We start from the raw sequence: 18,205 nt of genomic DNA, 5'->3' as shown, positions 1-18,205 counted from the left end.
TGTTTTGTGGTTAGAATCCTGCAATTTTTTACATTTTCAATTCAATTGTATTTAATTTTACGTGTAATATTCCATATCTTTTTAAGTATAAACTCATACCTTTATAGGACTCCATAGCGATTTTTGCGGAAAAATTTAATATAAATCAGTTAAAAACTATTGTTTAATCAAATTAGAAAAATTGAATAATTTATCACTTAAATTACCGCACTGTAGCCTTAAGTCAGCTAAAGTAAACATTAGGCCTACTGCTTTATTGGGGTTTGACTTTATTTGATGCATTATTTCAAGAGCTTCAAACTTAGACTTATGTAGTTTAAAAAAGATGAAACAACATAAGCCTACGCTTTTTAAGCAATTAAAATAAATTTTACGCTGTAAAGGTTTCCTGTAGAAAGCGCCAAAGCATTTGGTCCTGAATTTCCTCAATCACTGCACAAGAACGGCGAATTAATATACCTGATTCTTTGGTATGCTTCTCTGTATAGGTCAAAACGATTGTATGTTGATTATGTGAAATAATTTCTTCATCATAGATTTCAATTTTAATATCAGGCATTTTTCCTTGATTGTTTGCGAACAACTGCTTCACTTCTTCAAATTTAAATTTTTTACCAGCCGCACCCACCATTTCAAAATCTTCAGAAAAATGTTGAATTAATAAAGGTAAATCTTCATCGCTATTTACCCCGCTGAAAATTTTTTCAATAAGTACATGCATGGTATGAATGCTTTCAATTGCTTTCTCTGCAGAAAGTGTCATATCAATTTCCTTATATTTAATGTTGACCCCATAATAAAACAAAATTACATGTAAAATTCAATATGTTTATTGGGCATATTTTATAAATCTAAAAATAAGCATCCTTCTAAATATGCTCTATAGCAAAAAATTTACTCTGTTCATGCATAATTGGCGTATGAAATACATCGGTCAAACACGCTTTTTGATCCTTAGCTCAAGCAATACCCCGGTATCTCATGCCCAACCTGCTATTTAAAATGCATGTCCCTGCCAAAGGTAGACCGCCCAAGTTAAACCTGGAAGAGCAAGCTCTGCTTTGTAGGAGCTAGTGGCGGGAATAAATAACTTTATTTCCATGAAGATGAATCAGGCTGTTTTTAGAGCCAACCGCCTTAAAGAGTGTTCATCATTCTGAAGACAGTCTGATCCAGTTTAATGTGTTTAATTTATCGAAGAATTTGTCTGATCGTGAAGGGATTAACTGGAATGTTATGCTCATAGAGGCCACAGAAATTCCAATTCACAGGCTTAGAAACGCATAATAAGCTATGGCGACCAGAAAAAGCCTTATACCTTCAAAATACAGAGCATAATTCATTATAAAACTCAGCAAGTACTGAGTTTATGTAGCGGTCGTAGAGCTATACATGATTTTGAGTTACTTCAACGAAATTTAAACCTGAAACATTAAGATGCCTTTATTTTGGCTAATAAAGGCGATCAGAAAGTCAATAAAACAAGAGTGGGGCTGAATAGATATTTGGCAATCTGAAAAAATTGAAAATTTTTGGAAGACTATTATCGAAATAGAGATAAAAAATTAGTTTAAGATGTAATTGAATAGCTAGAATTCATAACATTTAACTAATAAAAAATAATTTATAAAATAGTTTTAATATAATCTATCAGAAAGTTACACCTTGTCTTTCCGCATATTCATATATATAACTCCCCCACCACTGCATCATTTCCATACGTTGGTTAATATAATCAGCGTGATTATAACTCGCCCGAGTTTTATTTTTATCTGTGTGCGATAACTGCGCTTCAATCCAATTTTGTTGAAATAAACCTGATTCATTTAATATAGTACTAAATGTAGATCTTAAACCATGAGATGACAGCTCATTCTTACTATATCCCATTTTACGTATTACTGTATTTAGGGTATTAAAATGAATCGGTTTGTCTTTATAGCGTGGACTGGAAAATACATACTTTTCACCATAAGACCACTCAAGTGCTGATTTTATAATACAAATTGCCTGATCCGACAAAGGGACCAAAAAATCAGGAATCTCATGACCTAAAATAACTTTACGTCTAAACTGCTTAATATGTAATGCCGGTATTTTCCACATTTTATTTTCTATATCAAAGTGATGGGGTTCACTAAGAAGCAATTCAGCGCCCCGAACACCTGTATATAATTTAAGCCATAAGGCTTTTTTAATAAGGGTATGAGTATTTACTTGATTTAATTTATTTATGAATTCTGGAATATCATGCGATTTTAAATAAGGATAGTTTTTCTTAATCTTATTATTAACCAGTATTTTATTTAAACCATTTGCAATATTGTATTCACAATAACCCATCGCTACAGCATAATCGTAAATTTGATTTAAATAACTATAAGCTTTCTTAACCGGTTCTTTTACTTCTCTAAATTCAATTTTTTTTATGACTGTTACTAAATCATATCGCTTCACTTCTTCAAATGCCATATCACTTAATTCTGGATATATATCATTGGATAAACATTTTCTTGCCAATTGAATAACACCACAACGTGGCTCATCACTAAAAGAATTTCTTGTTTTAAATTCTAACCATTCCTCACAAATATCTTGGAAGGATTTTATTTTTTTATTACTTATACTTTTAAGAGTGTAATTATTTAATTTATATTCATCTCGTGCAAATCTTGCATCTTTTAATAACATTGAAGGATACATACCCAGTTTTATTCTTGGTCGCTTGCTTGAGCCTTCTACAGAATATCGATAGCTCCATGACTTGCGTCCATTCGGTTCAATTTTCAGGCTCAGGCCTTCATCATCTGCTAAAAAGTAGATTTTATCCTTCGGTTTGGCTTGGCGAACCTTGAATTCTGTAAGACTCATAAAATTGCATGGAACCACTAATGACACTGGATATTTTGATTATAGCAAAATAAACATAGTTTTATATGATGCGTATGATACGCATCATATAAAATCATAAATTATTGTTATTTAATAATTTTATTCAACATTAAATAGTTTTAGTCACCAACTTAGTAACCTTTAAAATAATATATTGAAAGGCGAAAGACTGACTTAACAGATTTTTTAGTTGGAAATAGACTTTCATCGTTAAGTTTGAACAGAACAAAATTAATTACCAATGTTGAATTTTTTGGATTTCTTGATTAAGAGAGTCAGGAGTTATTCGATATTTAAGTCTTGAATATTCAATTAAATATTATTTACTTAAGTGACTATTTGAAAAATCAGGCCAGTTCATTTTGAATATTAAGTAATTTTGATACAAAGCTGATGAAGTAATAATTGGATAAGCAGGAGAACTAACGATTTTAAATGGGGTGGAGGCAGCTTAAGAACACAGCTGCCTCAAATTTAGTATAGCCGGGAATCGACTAATGACTTAACCCATCATTGCATTTTAATTCCAAAGTACAGGGATTTTTCCTGTTGTGATAACAGTTCCTTTAAAATCGTCTTAATTTTGGCTCTGCCATCATCTTCAATTTTATTGTTGCTGCTATCGGTAATGTCTTGACCATTACTTCCTACGATTGGCAATATCCTAGGAAGTGCCCATTGTTGGGTATAAGCGGGATACATATCGTTAATCACTACATTGCTTAATGCTGCACTTCCGGTATTTTTCACCATAATCCGATAAATTAGACATTGATTCGGTTTTAAGTTTTCATTTTGTACCGTATAAGTTGCATTTATCACTGCTGAAACATTTGTCATACTGCAATTTTCAACTTTGAATTGCGATTTCAGAATTTTTAACTGATTCGGACTGACCGTAATTAGATCGGTATTGCTCAAATCCGCTAATAATATTTCTTTCGCTAGATTATCCGGTTTAACTGTCAATTTAACCTGACCATTCATGCCGTTAGTTGCTGTTGCAGATGCTTCAGCTTTTATCAATAAAGTGACTGATTTGTTGGGCTCGATAATATTGCTTAATTCTGTCTCTACCCCAGAGAGCAAGCTATCTCCCGCATCTAGCGCATCATTACCATTTTTATCTAGAAATAATGAATATAAGAAGCCATCATTGCCATTAACAGGATTGATGCTGATTTTTGCTTTAGTTTCATTTTCTGCACCATAGTTAGTTAAACGGTGTAAAAACACATAGCTTCCCCCGACCCCCACCTGTGCACTTTGATCATTGCTTAATTCCAGTAAGCGTTTTTTAGGCTGGGGAATCACAGCATCCAGAATAATATCAGCCAAGCCCGACTGAAGTGATTCGATTGCAAACCAGATATTGGTGGTTGCTGTCGCAGAAGAGTAAACGGTCACAACTGCGCAGAGTTGTGCGGTGCTATTGGCTGAAACATTTAGTTGAGTAATCTGCTGACTATTTACACCCGTTTTACACTGCGCAAAATCCGCTTTATAAAATTCAATTTTTAAACCAGCAGTAAAAGGCGTAACACTATTTTTAACCAAGCTTGAATATTCACCCGTTCCTAAGGTTGGTTCAATTTTGCTACTAGATGCATACAGCTGATAATCCTGTGCCAAACCGCCGTAATTCTGAATATTGAGCGGAAAATAAACTTTGCTGTTACTGTCAGCTTTTTGGGTCCAAAGTGGTGTAGAACCTGTTCTACCTTCTTTTGCAATAATAAATATACCAGTACCGGTGGCAGCGGCATCTGCTGCAGGGGCATTACTGATGTTGTTGGATAAATCACTTTTGGCCGCAATCAATGTTTTTAAGGTGGATGTATTATTTCCAGGAATGAGATCCTGCATCTTGGTGGTTTCAATAATGGCTGTATTTTCTACAAAACCCACACTTATAGTATCTGTGTCGGTGACTTTTAAATTTTTAACCGTAAAGATGTATTTTGCATTGGCAGGAATATCGCCTAAACTTAAACCACTACCTGCAGTGGTACTGCTCAACAGTGCAGTCAATGCATTGGCATCTGTCCAAGTCGAAGGACAAGCCTTGCTGGTACCATCGGTCAAATCTTCACAGATCAGACTGGTTTGATTTGCAGCATTACCGCTCGTCACCTGAAGTAAGTTTTTGAAATTATCTCGCAGGAGTACTCCATCTGCCTGCACGGCAGTCTTATTGATGACATCCAGCTGATAAGAAATCAGGTTATCTTTTTGAACCACCGACTCTGGTGTTAGGCTTTTGACGACCGCTAAATCAATATCATCTTCTTGGATCTTGAGATCAAATTTGACATCTGCACTGACATTACCACAGGTACTCAAATTGGTGGAAACAGCTTTACTGTTCGCATCCAGCGCGAATTCAAACGGTAGATTGATATCAGTATTGGTTTGAGTATTGCCAAGAATTTTAATTACCAAATCATTGACCTGAACCCCTTTGGTATAATCCAGGGTAGCGTTATAGACTGGGGTGTAATTAAAAGTTACTTTGTCTGGATTTGCGGTCACCAAACTATCTGCTGAACCCAATTCAACCAAGCCTGATGCAGTTTGCTTATATAATCTGTAATTTTTGCCATATACCGCTTTAGTCTGAGCATAGCCCGTCAGATATTCAATTTTAAATTGCAGGGTAGGCATATCACTCTGACTTAAAATTTGTCCAACAACATTAAAAGGTACAGAATGGGTCTTCCCTGTTGCATCCTCACCTTCGTAAAAACGCCCTGAAGCCGCACTAAATTCAACTGCAGGTTTTAATTTTAATGAAATATCATCAATAAAATTACCTAAGGTTACACTGCTATATTTTGTTGCAGCAAAGATAAAGTCATAGATACCGCTATTAACTGAAACAACGGCTTTAGCTCCGATAGGATTGGCATCCACCCATGTCCATAGTTTAGTAGATTGCTGTGCGCCAATTTTCTGTAACTGAGTAAAACCTAGGCGATCTGCGTTTACTTTCCCGATATAAAAAGTAGCCTCTTCCGTACTGCTTGATCGAGCGGCATGCCTGAAATTCCACTCAAACTCTTCACCTTTTATCAAACATACTGGCTGATACAGTGCAGATGCATCCTCAGCATTAAGTTCAGCATATTGATTATTGATATTTGCTGTCCCCCAGTCCGCAGTTGCATTGCCATCTGGGCCTTTACCGCGCCAAATTTCAATTAACTTAGGGGTTTTATGGGTGGTTTTCCAACCTTCCACTGCCGTTTCAGCAAATTGCTGATAACTGCCGCTCAACGTGGGTTTGTTAAAACTTAAATTAATAAAACTCCGCTGAATTTTAACTTTACTGGTATCTGCTGCAGCATCTGCTGCATTGACCTCAGCCACACCGCCCACCATTAAAACTAAAGATGCCAAAACATGAGGTAAATATCGCTTGATCATAATGTTATTTCACCTGCACTTTTTGCAGTTTTGACTCTATTTGTAAATCTTGCCACTGCGGCAAATATTTAATTTCAATCCCAGGTACATCTGTAACCTGCAGAACCATCCGGCGGCTTTTGGCTTCAGCTATTTTCATCTCTGTATCGGTTTGAAAATCAACTGCACCCTTGGCTTCAGTCGTAATATTTGCAATATCCATACCCTGTAATACCAGATAATCTTGCACTGCCTGAACACGGCGCCGTGCAAGCTGAATGTTATAGGCCGAGCTTGCATGATGATCGGTATAACCCGTTAAAATAGCAGACAATTGCGGATATTGATTCTCCAGAATCTCCCATTGTTGCAGCACCATTTTGCTTGCCGGGCTTAGGTCTGCACTGTCACGGGCAAAATGTACAATATTATGGATCTTTAAACTATTAGACTGTTGATTTAATTGTACTTTGGCTAGAGGCCAAAATTCAGGGTTGACGCCATGACAGCCCTTTCCATTCAGCTGCTGCAATGAAGGCAACTGCTCTGGCTGCCAGCTGATATCCGTGCGCTGTATACCTGTTGATTCAACCACCTGATATAAAGCCTGTTGCACCGCATTAAAAGGTTCTTGGGCATGTCTCCAGCCCAACTCGCAATATTCTGCTGCCGCCCACACCAGCATCACTTCTGCATGTGCCAGACTTTCTGGCGCTTTATCAATGGCACCCTGCTGTTTTAAATATTCAATCTGCCACCACAAATCACGGCGCATGACTTGTGACACACTTAAGACTGGTGTGGTTAAACTCAAATTTTGCCTGGCCTGCAATCCACTGACGATATGCTGGGCCTGTTGCAAAGCTTCCTGCCCGGCAAGGGTTAAACTGCGCTCGGATTGTTGATTGACCGCATAACTTAACCATATTTTTGCTTTGTAAGCATGATAGCGAGTTAGTGCATCAGCATTTGAATATGATTGCAAAGTATTGGATAAGGTCTTTATTTGACGCTGAGCATCAGCAGCTGAAAAGGGTTCAGCATAAACCATGCTATTCGCTAAAAATAAAGCTGCAAGTAGTCCAATCAATGGTTTCATGTTCTATCGTCCCTGTTCTGGCTCTAAAGCAAAGTTTGTGTTTGCCGAACGGCGACCAAACAGATCTTCATCAAACTTGAATCTGAATCTTAAATACGCACCTTCACCGGTTGAACTGGTATTTGCCAGTTCCTCATCTTGATAACCCATAAAGTTATAACCTGCCGAAACCCAAAGATTGGTTGCAAGCAAATACCCCAATTCGGCTCCAACCAAATAACGCGTTCCTGCACCGCGGTTGGCCCATAAACTGCCAGCCTGTATGCTCATATCCCAGCGTTCATTCATGTCATAAATTACACGACCACTAACTAACTGGGTTAAAGCACTACTCGAAATACCGTATTCATCCAGTACAGACCATTTTGCTGCATATTGACCCGATAAAGTCAGACGGCGCTGTGGATGATAGTTACTATGAATAGACGTCACATAGGCTTCACGTTTAAATTCCGCTTCTAAATCAGTGGCATTATTTTCATAGTAATATTCGATTTTCGACAACACATCGAGTTTATTTTGATCATAATCGCGCCATGCATAACCGATCTGGAAACGGTTGCGTAAATGATCCCCTTGAGCTGCTTCTTTATTATCGACAAAGTTCAGCGTGTTTTTAGTCAGCACGGTTGCATCATCAGAAAGCTTATAGGCATAGCCAAGGGTATTAATCAGGGTATCCGAAGTATCAGAACGGCGACCTTCCAAACGGGTGGTCGCTTTCCAATTCTCATGAACTAAATACTCAAGCCCAAGACTCAGTGCAGTGGCATCGTTCCGAGTATTGTCTTCATTTTTAGATAAAGACTGGATACGCTCAAAACTGCTACTGACATAGACACGCGGTTTTAATTGCCAGCGGTTACGCAGGCCCAATGCAGCTTCAGCTTCACGGTTACTGATGCCATCCGCAACACGATATTCACTAAATGCTGAACCATCTTTCATATAATTACTGGAAATACCAAACACCGTGCTGTTGATTTCTTCCGTGCTATTTATGGAGTACAAGCCATCAATTGCTGAAATCACTTCATGGCGGGCATAGACTTCTGTATTTGGCAGGACTTTAGCTGTTCCCCCTACAGACAAGACTTGTTTATCAGAATTAGATAAATCCTGTTCGTATTCAATAAAAGCTGATGCGCCTTTCCAAGGCAGATTACCGGTAAATTTGATACGACCCGTAGTTCCCTGATATGGACCCAGATTTTCAGTGGCTAAAGTTGCCGCCGCAGTGGTTTCATCATAGTGACGAAAACCTAATTCTACTGCCAAAATTTTAAAGAAGTTACGTTCCAGACTGGCAGATAATCCGGTACGAATCCCGTGATTATTTTGATCTTCGGTACGAATGGCTTCTATACGAGCCAAGCCCAGTTTTGCAATCGGTGCTGACGCCTTGATGCCACTTTCCTTACGCCCTGCACTAATAGTGGCTGCATCATTCTGGAAACCTTCTTCAGCTTGCTGGTGATAGGCACGAACATGGGCAAAGCTCGGCGCATATTCAAATTCGACTCGGGCAGCGCCACCTTGGTTTTTGTCACGGGTTGAATCACTATTGATCTGAGTAATCTGATCTGCCGTTGAGTCGGTATTTTTAGACTGTGCCACTTCAGCAATTAATTTACCGTATTGCCCCACTTTCACCACGGCATTTAAACTGGCAATCTGTTCCTGATTTAATGGATCATTGCTTTGCACAAATGAACCACCCATTTTTAGATGGCTCTTCATGGCATAACTAAAACTCATCCCGCCGACTTGATATTCTTCACCAATTTCATCCGCTTCCACCGTAATACGGATAAAGTTTGGATTCAGGTCTTGATCGACACTGGCGACAGCCTGTTTTAAGTAAATGCTGTTGCTGTAGGTGTCGACTTCATAATCGGTAAAACGGGTAAGGCTTTGTTTGCCAATAATCAACCCCGGATTATTACGATCGCGGGTCAGAATCTCGACTTTTTCACTATTGTCTAAAATAAGTTCATTTGAAATTGAACCCAGACTGTAGGGCCCAGAAATACCGAGTGCACGATTTTCTGTCACCACTTGACGCGATTTGGTTTCAGCCACAAATGCTGATGCTTGAAACTTATCTCCTTCATGTCCCACTTTCAGACCAGTCAATGAACGGTTATATTGCCCCAAAGCCAGACCTTCATCTTTTTCTGTACGGGTCACATAGTCGCCATACATCGCATATGAACGGCCTTTGTCTAAGCGTACATACAATTTTCCGGTCGATTGAGCTTCAAAGCCTTTTGCCGCTGCATCACCATAAACGGGATAATATTCATCAGGTTGAATATCGCGGAACAGGCGCTGCTTGGAACTTTTATTCGAATCATAAGCCAGGGTTAACAGATAGTTGCCTCTGACTTTTCCTTTCAGGAACATTGCAGTGCGACCGGTCAATGAGGTGTCATTACCCCACTCGGCAATTTCATTCAGCTCATCTTCAAAACCATCATTACGATTCACACTGTGCAACTGTGTGTTATCAAAATTATTAAAGTTAATGGAACCTTCAATTAAACCCACGGCAATCAGCGGACGTAAATCTGCCTGAAACTGAATGTCGATTTCTTGTTTGAGCAAACCACTGCTGACACGTAGTTTTCCACGTGCAGGCACATTCGGTGCAAGAACCGGAATAATCATCTCGCCGCCATCAATGAAGCTTTGAATGCCCGGTTCATTCGGATTTAAATCTGGAAGATCAATAATCCCGATATCACTTTCTAGAGTGATCGAGGTACGGGTGGCCACCTTGACGCCTTGTTTGTCTTGTAACTGAACTCGCAGCTGCATCACATCACGGCCATTGGCCATCACCGAAGCTTGCGGTTGTTGTAACTTCAGCTGATGAATTTCATCCGGAACAATGACCTGAATGTGTTGGCTTTCACGGACATTGCCAGCAAAATCCAGTTGTTCAGCACGAATGCTGTTTTTACCGGGTTTTAATGCCACTCCGACATATTCAACACCTTGTTTACGTTGCTCATCCAGGATGGCTAATTTACCGCGTTGTTTATCTGCCACCACCACGTCATTGACTAAAACACGCTGTGTTGCTCCCGCTGCACCTTGAACTTGAATTGTCGTTTGTGCATGAGGTAGAACCTGTCCCTCTGTTAAGTTTAAAATTTCTAAAGCGTTGTTGTCGCTACGCTTTAAATATTCTTCAAGATTCACTAAAACAGGCGGTTTTACCGGATCAATCAACAACTGCGGTTGTTTTTGTGCAGCAAAATCACCCCGATTCAATAAGCAATTCTGATCATTGTCATTTGCCAAACAGCCTTGGGTGTTTTCTGAACGGGTGCTGCTTTCCAGATAGCTCGGTGCATCAATAGAAAGTTGCTTGTTAATCGCTTTTTCAAGATTTAAATTGCTGCTGTTAATTTTTTCCTGACGCTGTTTGATTGCATCGGTTAAGGGTGCGGAACATGCATCTGCCTGATCCGCCATGGCAAAATCGGCACGATGCAATTCGCCACGTTTGACATCGACAAAGCGGCTGGATGGATCGCCTGCATTTCGGTTGGACTGAGTCAGTAACTCTACCCCGGCCGGTAAAGTCGTGCGGTCAATTTTAAGTACATGGGTTTTTGCCGAAATGCCGTAAAAGTCATATTTACCTTCGCGGTCCGTGATCACATAGCTGCCATCTTCCATGTAGATACGGACACCCGGCACACCCAACTCGCCTTTATCCTGTATGCCATTACGGTTACAGTCGCTATAAACTTTACCCACCACAAATGCATCGGCACTAAACGCACCCGGACGAACTTTAACTTTAGCCTGTGCTTCATTTGAACTGAGACCAGAACCATCCACTGCACGAGCCCGGTTAATCCCATCCCCATTTAAAGCATTGGGTCCGACCAGAACACGGTATTCAATTTTGGCACTGGCATTAACTGCAAGATTACCGAGACCCAGCGTTAAATAAGGGCCTTTGCCACCTTCCGGGTCTGCCACTGGTTTGCCATCAATACGCATGGTATTTGGCACATAGCTAAAACCACGCGGTAAACTGTCTTGCAATTTGACATCACGTGCAAGTACATCACCTTTATTACTCACGGTAATGCTGTAATTGGTGAAATCACCCAATTCGATACTGCTATCACGTGCCGTTTTTTGTACCATCAACCCCGATTGGCTTAATAGCGGGTCAATCGGAATATCGATATTCAATGCCGGACTGCTGGATGCCAGGGTAAATAAGCCGCCATAAGAATATTGCGAATGTACCGCCATGCCATTAAATGAACTGAGCGGATACACTACCTGATCGCTGACAAAACTATATTGATGAGTAGCAATTGTTGAGGTATCGACTAATAATTTGTAGTTACCCGGAATCACCTGAGGGTAAACAAACTCACCTGTCGCAGATGTGACCTGTTTTGCAGGAATTGAACGTAAAGCCCCTGTGGTACGGTCAACTTCAAAAGCTACATTATTGCCTACAGGTTGATCATTTTCGTCCACCAATATCACTGTTGCTCCAGCGACAGGTTTTTTGGTTTTTGCATCGAAAATAATGCCGTATGGATCAATCAATATCTGCGTTGAAATATCATTAATCGGTGTAGTGACCTGTCCTTGCTCGTCGACACATTCAACCAGACTTGCTGTAACCTCATCACGTTTAAGCGTTTGTAAAACAGCATCATTCAGGTTTTTTTCTGCATTTTCTTCAGTCTCTAAACTAAATTGGAACAGACCTGTATTTTCACCACTTTCCATGGCAGAAATAATAACAATATCACCCGTCAATTTAGACTGAATACGAATGCGGACCTGCTCTTTGCTGAAACGGTTGGCATTACAAACGGCGGCATTGGTTTTTAAATAAATCGGTTCATTAACCTTGCCGGTATAAAAGCTGATTTTAAAATCATTTGTGGTGCTCTCCAAAGTTGGCTGACCTACCACCTTGGTTTCAACTTTATTGGACAAGGTTTTTTGATCCACTTGCCCTTTTTGATGCAGAACATAAGCTCCATTCACCAATGTGGTATAGCTAATGGTTGGTTGAGTTTTGACCTTTAACTTAATCTCGCTTTTTTGACCGGCTGCAAACGGCTGTTTATAGGCAACCACAGCATGGCCAATTTGACTTTTATCCTGAGGTAAATGGCTTGAATATTGTCCTTCTGCTAATTTATGCAAAACCAGTGTATTAGAAGCCGAATCTGAAACCTGAATATCTTCAAAAATAGTATTTGCAGGCAAAGGATCTTCAACAATCACCCATGATTGTTTCTGTCCATCCACCGTGACTGTTGCAGGAGATACAGCTAATGATGCTGAGTTGGTTACCGTCAAAGTGTAATTCAGGGTTTGTGCCTGCTGATTTATGGTCAGCAGTGATTGGTCTACGGCTTTTTCTATTTTTAACTTTGCTTCAAAGACCTGTATAGGGTCTTGCACTGTTTTTTGTTGTTGCGGTTCTTCACGAATTTGTGCGGTTAAAGGAAGCTCTAACTTGGCCTGATCGGGAGTTTGTAATGAAGTATCTGCCACGACCCATAAGTGTACAGTTTGATTGGATTGTAATTCCAATCCATCTTTAATCAGGGTATCTGAAATATCCAAGACACCATCTTGATTGGCATCTAAATAGATTTTTAAATTGGATAAATGGTTAACAGGCGCGGTTTGAAAATCAAACCATGCCTGAGTATTACTGGTATTGGTCACCTGATTTAACCAGATGACTTTTGAACCTGCTTCTACTTGCTGGAGCTGATCTGGAAATAGTTCAAGACCATAAAACTTTGCAATTTCGACATTGACTGCATTGGATTGAGTTGTTCGCAGTAATTGCCCACCGTAGGAATCACTGACTTCATAACTTGCATAAGCAATATTCTGAATCATTTGTCCAGCCATAGGCATCGCAGCATGACCGTGCTGTGCAAAGAACAAAGCAGATGCAAGTGCGGACAAAGATAATGTCTCCACTTTTTTATTCATTGCTTTTTTCATTGCCACGCCCCGGAACAGAAAATACGAAAATACAAATAATTAAAACAAACAAATCAAGTCCCCCCTTTTCGTAAAAAGGGAGGTTAGAGATTTAGAAGGGTTATGGGGTGGTTACGCTGTTGTCAATTTTTACCGCAAACTCTAAAGTTTCAGATGTTGCTGGAGTCAAGGTATTCACGCTATAACTCACCTGACCATTGGTTTGAGTTGCAGACGCTGGCTTTAATGACCCTGTGAATAGCTTGGTATAACTTGGCACCATGTCGGAAATCACGATATTGGTGGCATTCGCATTACCATCATTGGTGGCTACAATTTTGTAGTACACACATTGACCTGGTTTTGCCTTTAAATCAGTTGTTCCATAAACTGTTGGGGGCGTTGTACAGTCTGCTACAGCCTGAGTTTTAACTAAACGAATCTGGCCTAAGTTAATCACCGTGCGATCCGTTACAATCACATCAGCAGGCTTGTTACTGCCTGTAGGTTTGAACGATACAATCGTGGTATCTGATTCCCCTGCCGTTGCAGTTGCAGGTGCCTCTACTTTGACCAAAATTGTAACTGATTCATTTTGTGATAAACCAGCACCATTGGTTTGTCCCAATAAAGCAGTCAAAGATACATTACGCTCTGCGGCGGTCGCACCTATTACCAACTCATTGGCATCAACCATGCCATTCTTGTTGAGGTCAACATAAACTGAGGTGTTCATACCTGACAAGGTAGAAGACCAGTTAATTTCGACTGGATATTTGCTTTCACCTTCCAGTACATTTCCCGTATTGGTTAAGGTGTGGCTGTATACTGTTGTACCACCAGGTGCAATTTGACCTTGACGGTCTGGAGTAAAGGTCAATTGACGTTGTTCTGCAACTTTGACATTAAAGCTAATGTCATCTTTCGTACCTGTAGCAGATGAAGAAATCTCGACTTTAATATCTTTACCCGTACTTGTATCGGCAGGAGTTCCGGCAGGAGGGGTTACGATTAGACAGAAACTTTTTGCAGCGCCATTGGCAATGTTGCCAGAATTGGTCACTTTCGTGGCAGTACAGTTACCTGAGCTGTCTTTTTCAAAAACTTCAGCAGTCCAGCCAGTAGGGATATTCGGAACATTAATAATGTAATTATCCGGAATGTTGCCGGTATTTTTGATCGTAAGATCAAAAATTACTGGTATTGCCGGTGGTGTCGTTGCAGTGGCTACAGGCGTTGAATTACCGGGACCTGCACCAAGTTCCGCAGTTGGGCCAGATTTGCTAACCAAATCCACTGCATTTGCCAGTAAGCTGGAAACAACTAGAGTTAACTTATCTATGCCTTTGTTGGCATCAGAAGTGCTGATCAAAATAATTTGATTATTATTGACTACTGCACCGTTCTGGAAAGTGACGCGAACGATATATTTCTCATAGCCACCCGCTGCGATCGGACCGGTATTATTCGATGTTACAGGCGTTTTACCATCCGCTTTCAGAATTTCAACAATACTGCCTGCCGGTAAATTTGTTTTATTTACAGTGAGCGTATAAGAATCTGCCGTGTTGCCGCGGTTATGGACAACAATCATGTCACCTTCTGTTGTACTGTCACCGAATACAACCGGAACCCCTTGTTTGCCTGCTAAAGTAATAAGGTCATCCACGGGAGCACCTGGAATAGTGTCATCTTTAAAGCTGTTTAATACAGAGTCATTAATCGAACCATCAAATTTCCCTGTTACAGTCACAATTGATGGATTAGATGGAACAGTTGTAGGATCAGTAGGTGCAGTGTCCGGTACATCTGTGATCACTAATGGAATATTCGGACCACCAGCAGTACCGGGTTTACCATCCGGATCGACATAGGCAGTATTTTTAATATCGCCTGCACTGGTGCTATCTAAAACTTTAACTTTAAAAGTCAGCTTGCCTGAGGTATTTGCTGCAACACTGTCAATATTGAAAAGGAATTTATTTCCGCTTACTTCAAAATTATCTAAATTATCTTTTGCATCGGTAAGAGCGGTTGAACTGCCATTATAACGTGCAGATCCAGCAACGAACTGAACAGTAGCGGGCAATACGTCAAAGAGTGCAACATTGGTTGCAGCTGCATTACCTGTATTTTTAAAAGTTAAGGTATATTCAACTTCCTGCCCCGCTTGAGTCACACTTACACTGGCAGCTTTGGTAATTTGCATTACTGCACCAGTAGTAATGGTGGTAGTGTCGATATTGCTTTTTGTTATCGCACTTGAATCATATAAAGCAACTGACTGTGCTGTTGCCGATACCTGTAACTTATCAAGCTGGTTAGCAAGTGCCGTGCTTGGTGTAGTTGCTACCACAACTAAACCCACAGATTCCCCTGCCGCAAGTTCAATTTGGTCAGCAGTTGTTAAAGCAACTTTACTGTCAGCAACCCCATCTTTATTGCGGTCAATATATATTGCAAACTTGCCATTTTCGAAATCAAATGTTGTGGTTGCATCATCTATATCAGTAAGTGAAATCGTAAATTTATCCGATCCGTTCCCGGTATTGGTTAAGATGTGTGAGAAAGTAACCTGACCATTTGCTGTGGTCTGCGCAGCGCGGTTAGCTTCAAGTGTAAAGCTGCCGACTTGAGCGACTAGCGTTTTCACTTCATTAGACGTTACTACACGTTCTGTACCGGTATTATCAGTATAAGATGCAGTTGCAACGTTACTAATATTCGTACCGGCTAAAGGTGCAGCAGCCATAGCTTGGCTACCCAGCAAAGATATCCCACCAATTACTGCCAGTGATGCAGCAATTTTACTTAATTGAAAATTATTTTTCATAAAGAACCCAATAATGAAGTCGATATTGACCAATTAAAAATTTTATTTAGATGTATTAACTTGGACTTGAGCAGAAACAATAATTTTCTGTTTTGGTTTTAACTCACTCACATTCCATTGCAAAACGCGATATTCAACTAGTGGGACATTTACTTTTTTGCCATTTTCCATACGGGTTAATGGGGCTTTAGCAAAACTTTTACCATCTATGGACGCATAGGCATCTTTGGGTAAGCTTTGCCCTGTGTAAGTTACGTCGGTAGGAAGTGGAAGATTCAACTTTAAATTTTTCAGACTCTGACTAGAGACATTGGAGTATTCAACTTTGTACTCAAGCAACGCTTTTGGCTTTACTTGATCTGTTGTTTTTAATTCTTTTTTTACTTTTTGGTTTACCTCTAGCTGAAACACTTTCATATCAGCAACTAAAGCTTGGTTATTCGCGGAAGCATGAGTTGTAAACGCTGCTGTTAATAGCAAGGATAAAGGTATCAAAATCGGTTTTTTTTCGGATTTAATCATCATTGGATACAATTTTAAACATAATGTCATTGCATTCTTACATTAAAAAATAAAAAAATAAATGAAAAATATGACATATTTCACACTTTATAAATAAATGTGGAAATTGTAGTCTTTCTATTATAAAAATTTGTATTTATTGACACTTTTTGTCATGAAATAAAGGCAAAAAAGTAACACTAATCACACCAAAATTAAAAAATTATTAAATGTGTCATTTTTGGCCTTGCCAAAGGTTTAAGTTTGCTCGAAGTTTTGGAGTAAAGTTTTAAAAACTCAACTCAAATTGCAGTGCGCTTATCGAGTTCTTATATAAGCTCAGCGGATTTGCCTAAAGTGGTACCGCCTATTTTAAACTTATTCTGTGCACAAACATCGCTTACTTTTTTCTTATTGGTACTGGATGAGCATAAAGCGGTTCCTATCGTTCGAAGCTGTTTACCGTAACAAGACAGTTTTGCTTAAGTCCTTATGGAATGCATTTAGGAACACAGTTGCCCGCTGATGCAGACTTAACCGGTAAATTTTTATTGGCAGCTTTAAACTTGCAGAAACAAAAAATGGGGTGCCAAATGTGGTTTAAAAGGCCTTGCTCCATATACAGTTCAAGACGGAACCTAGTTCTATAAACTGCTAACAGGAATTCAAACACAAGATGACTGCTTATCTACAGAAAAACACGGACTACAAACTATTGCGTGGGCGGTACCAGTGTTAAATGTGCAAGTTAAGGCAATTGCCGCATTAAATTTGCATGGCACAGACTCAGCGTATAACAGAGGGGTAGCTTATTCAGTAAATTTTACCTTTACTTAGAAATACGGTTTATGAATTAAGAAGTGCACTTTAGACTATTAAAACTTATCTAAAGTTTTCAACTATGAGTCATTTTATCTCTAATAATAATGAATATAATTACTCCTTGCTTTACTACTGGATTTATTTTTGAGCTAACTCTGCTGATGCTTTTTAGATTCTCTAGATCTTTGATTCCAATCGCATATTGATGAGCTAGAACAGGTAGATTATCTATAAAAACCCATTCTAGGTCTGCATAATTAAAAATAATGGATCAATTTTACATTAATGAAAATAAATTCTATAAATTATAATAGATTATTTAATTTTATATTCATATGACAATTCAGATTATTATACCTATAAGGTATTATAAAATAAAAAATACAGGTTTTGATGTGGTAACAGATTACTATCCCTACAGCTTTTGATGTGGTAACAGACCACCACAAATACAAGTTTTGATGTGTTAACAGAAAATAAATGATGTAGTAACATAGTCAGTGTATAAAAAACCATCAAAAGTACGGACATAGCAAAAGATTGAAGCTAAATAATTATCTATACCTTATAAATATAAAAATAAGTTTATAAGTTTATAAGTTTAATAAATTCTGGTTTTAGATATTAATATTTGATACAGGTCTTATTAAAAATTT

Annotated in this window: 7 protein-coding genes; all 7 read right to left on the bottom strand. The window is 39.1% G+C overall.

Going from position 1 to position 18,205, the window contains the following annotated elements; translation table 11 throughout:
- Nucleotides 1–370: 370 nt before the first annotated feature.
- The 7 genes from E0H89_RS14355 to E0H89_RS14325 all read right to left on the bottom strand — a co-directional run bounded on the left by E0H89_RS14355 (nucleotide 371) and on the right by E0H89_RS14325 (nucleotide 16,778).
- Nucleotides 371–763, bottom strand: coding sequence for a DUF4440 domain-containing protein (locus E0H89_RS14355; protein ID WP_131217941.1), 393 nt, complete (start codon nucleotides 761–763; stop codon nucleotides 371–373).
- A gap of 887 nt (nucleotides 764–1,650) precedes the next feature.
- Complete coding sequence (locus E0H89_RS14350; protein WP_131217940.1) at nucleotides 1,651–2,871, bottom strand: tyrosine-type recombinase/integrase; 1,221 nt, start codon at nucleotides 2,869–2,871, stop codon at nucleotides 1,651–1,653.
- 531 nt (nucleotides 2,872–3,402) lie between these two features.
- Nucleotides 3,403–6,318: a hypothetical protein gene (locus tag E0H89_RS14345; protein ID WP_131217939.1), complete on the bottom strand. Its 2,916-nt coding sequence runs from the start codon at nucleotides 6,316–6,318 to the stop codon at nucleotides 3,403–3,405.
- A 4-nt stretch (nucleotides 6,319–6,322) separates the two neighbouring features.
- Nucleotides 6,323–7,396, bottom strand: coding sequence for an OmpA family protein (locus E0H89_RS14340; RefSeq protein ID WP_131217938.1), 1,074 nt, complete (start codon nucleotides 7,394–7,396; stop codon nucleotides 6,323–6,325).
- Between the two features lie 3 nt (nucleotides 7,397–7,399).
- The gene (locus tag E0H89_RS14335) at nucleotides 7,400–13,414 is read right to left on the bottom strand and encodes an SdrD B-like domain-containing protein (RefSeq protein ID WP_131217937.1); all 6,015 of its coding nucleotides are present in this window, start codon (nucleotides 13,412–13,414) and stop codon (nucleotides 7,400–7,402) included.
- A gap of 100 nt (nucleotides 13,415–13,514) precedes the next feature.
- On the bottom strand, nucleotides 13,515–16,226 hold the full coding sequence (locus E0H89_RS14330; protein WP_131217936.1) for a DUF7619 domain-containing protein: 2,712 nt from the start codon (nucleotides 16,224–16,226) through the stop codon (nucleotides 13,515–13,517).
- A gap of 42 nt (nucleotides 16,227–16,268) precedes the next feature.
- Nucleotides 16,269–16,778, bottom strand: a complete 510-nt coding sequence (locus tag E0H89_RS14325) for a hypothetical protein (protein WP_250697877.1) — start codon at nucleotides 16,776–16,778, stop codon at nucleotides 16,269–16,271.
- Nucleotides 16,779–18,205: the final 1,427 nt, after the last annotated feature.

It is taken from the genome of Acinetobacter sp. ANC 3781 (assembly GCF_004331285.1).
Classification (GTDB): domain Bacteria; phylum Pseudomonadota; class Gammaproteobacteria; order Pseudomonadales; family Moraxellaceae; genus Acinetobacter.
This window is presented reverse-complemented; position numbering and strand designations above follow the sequence as displayed.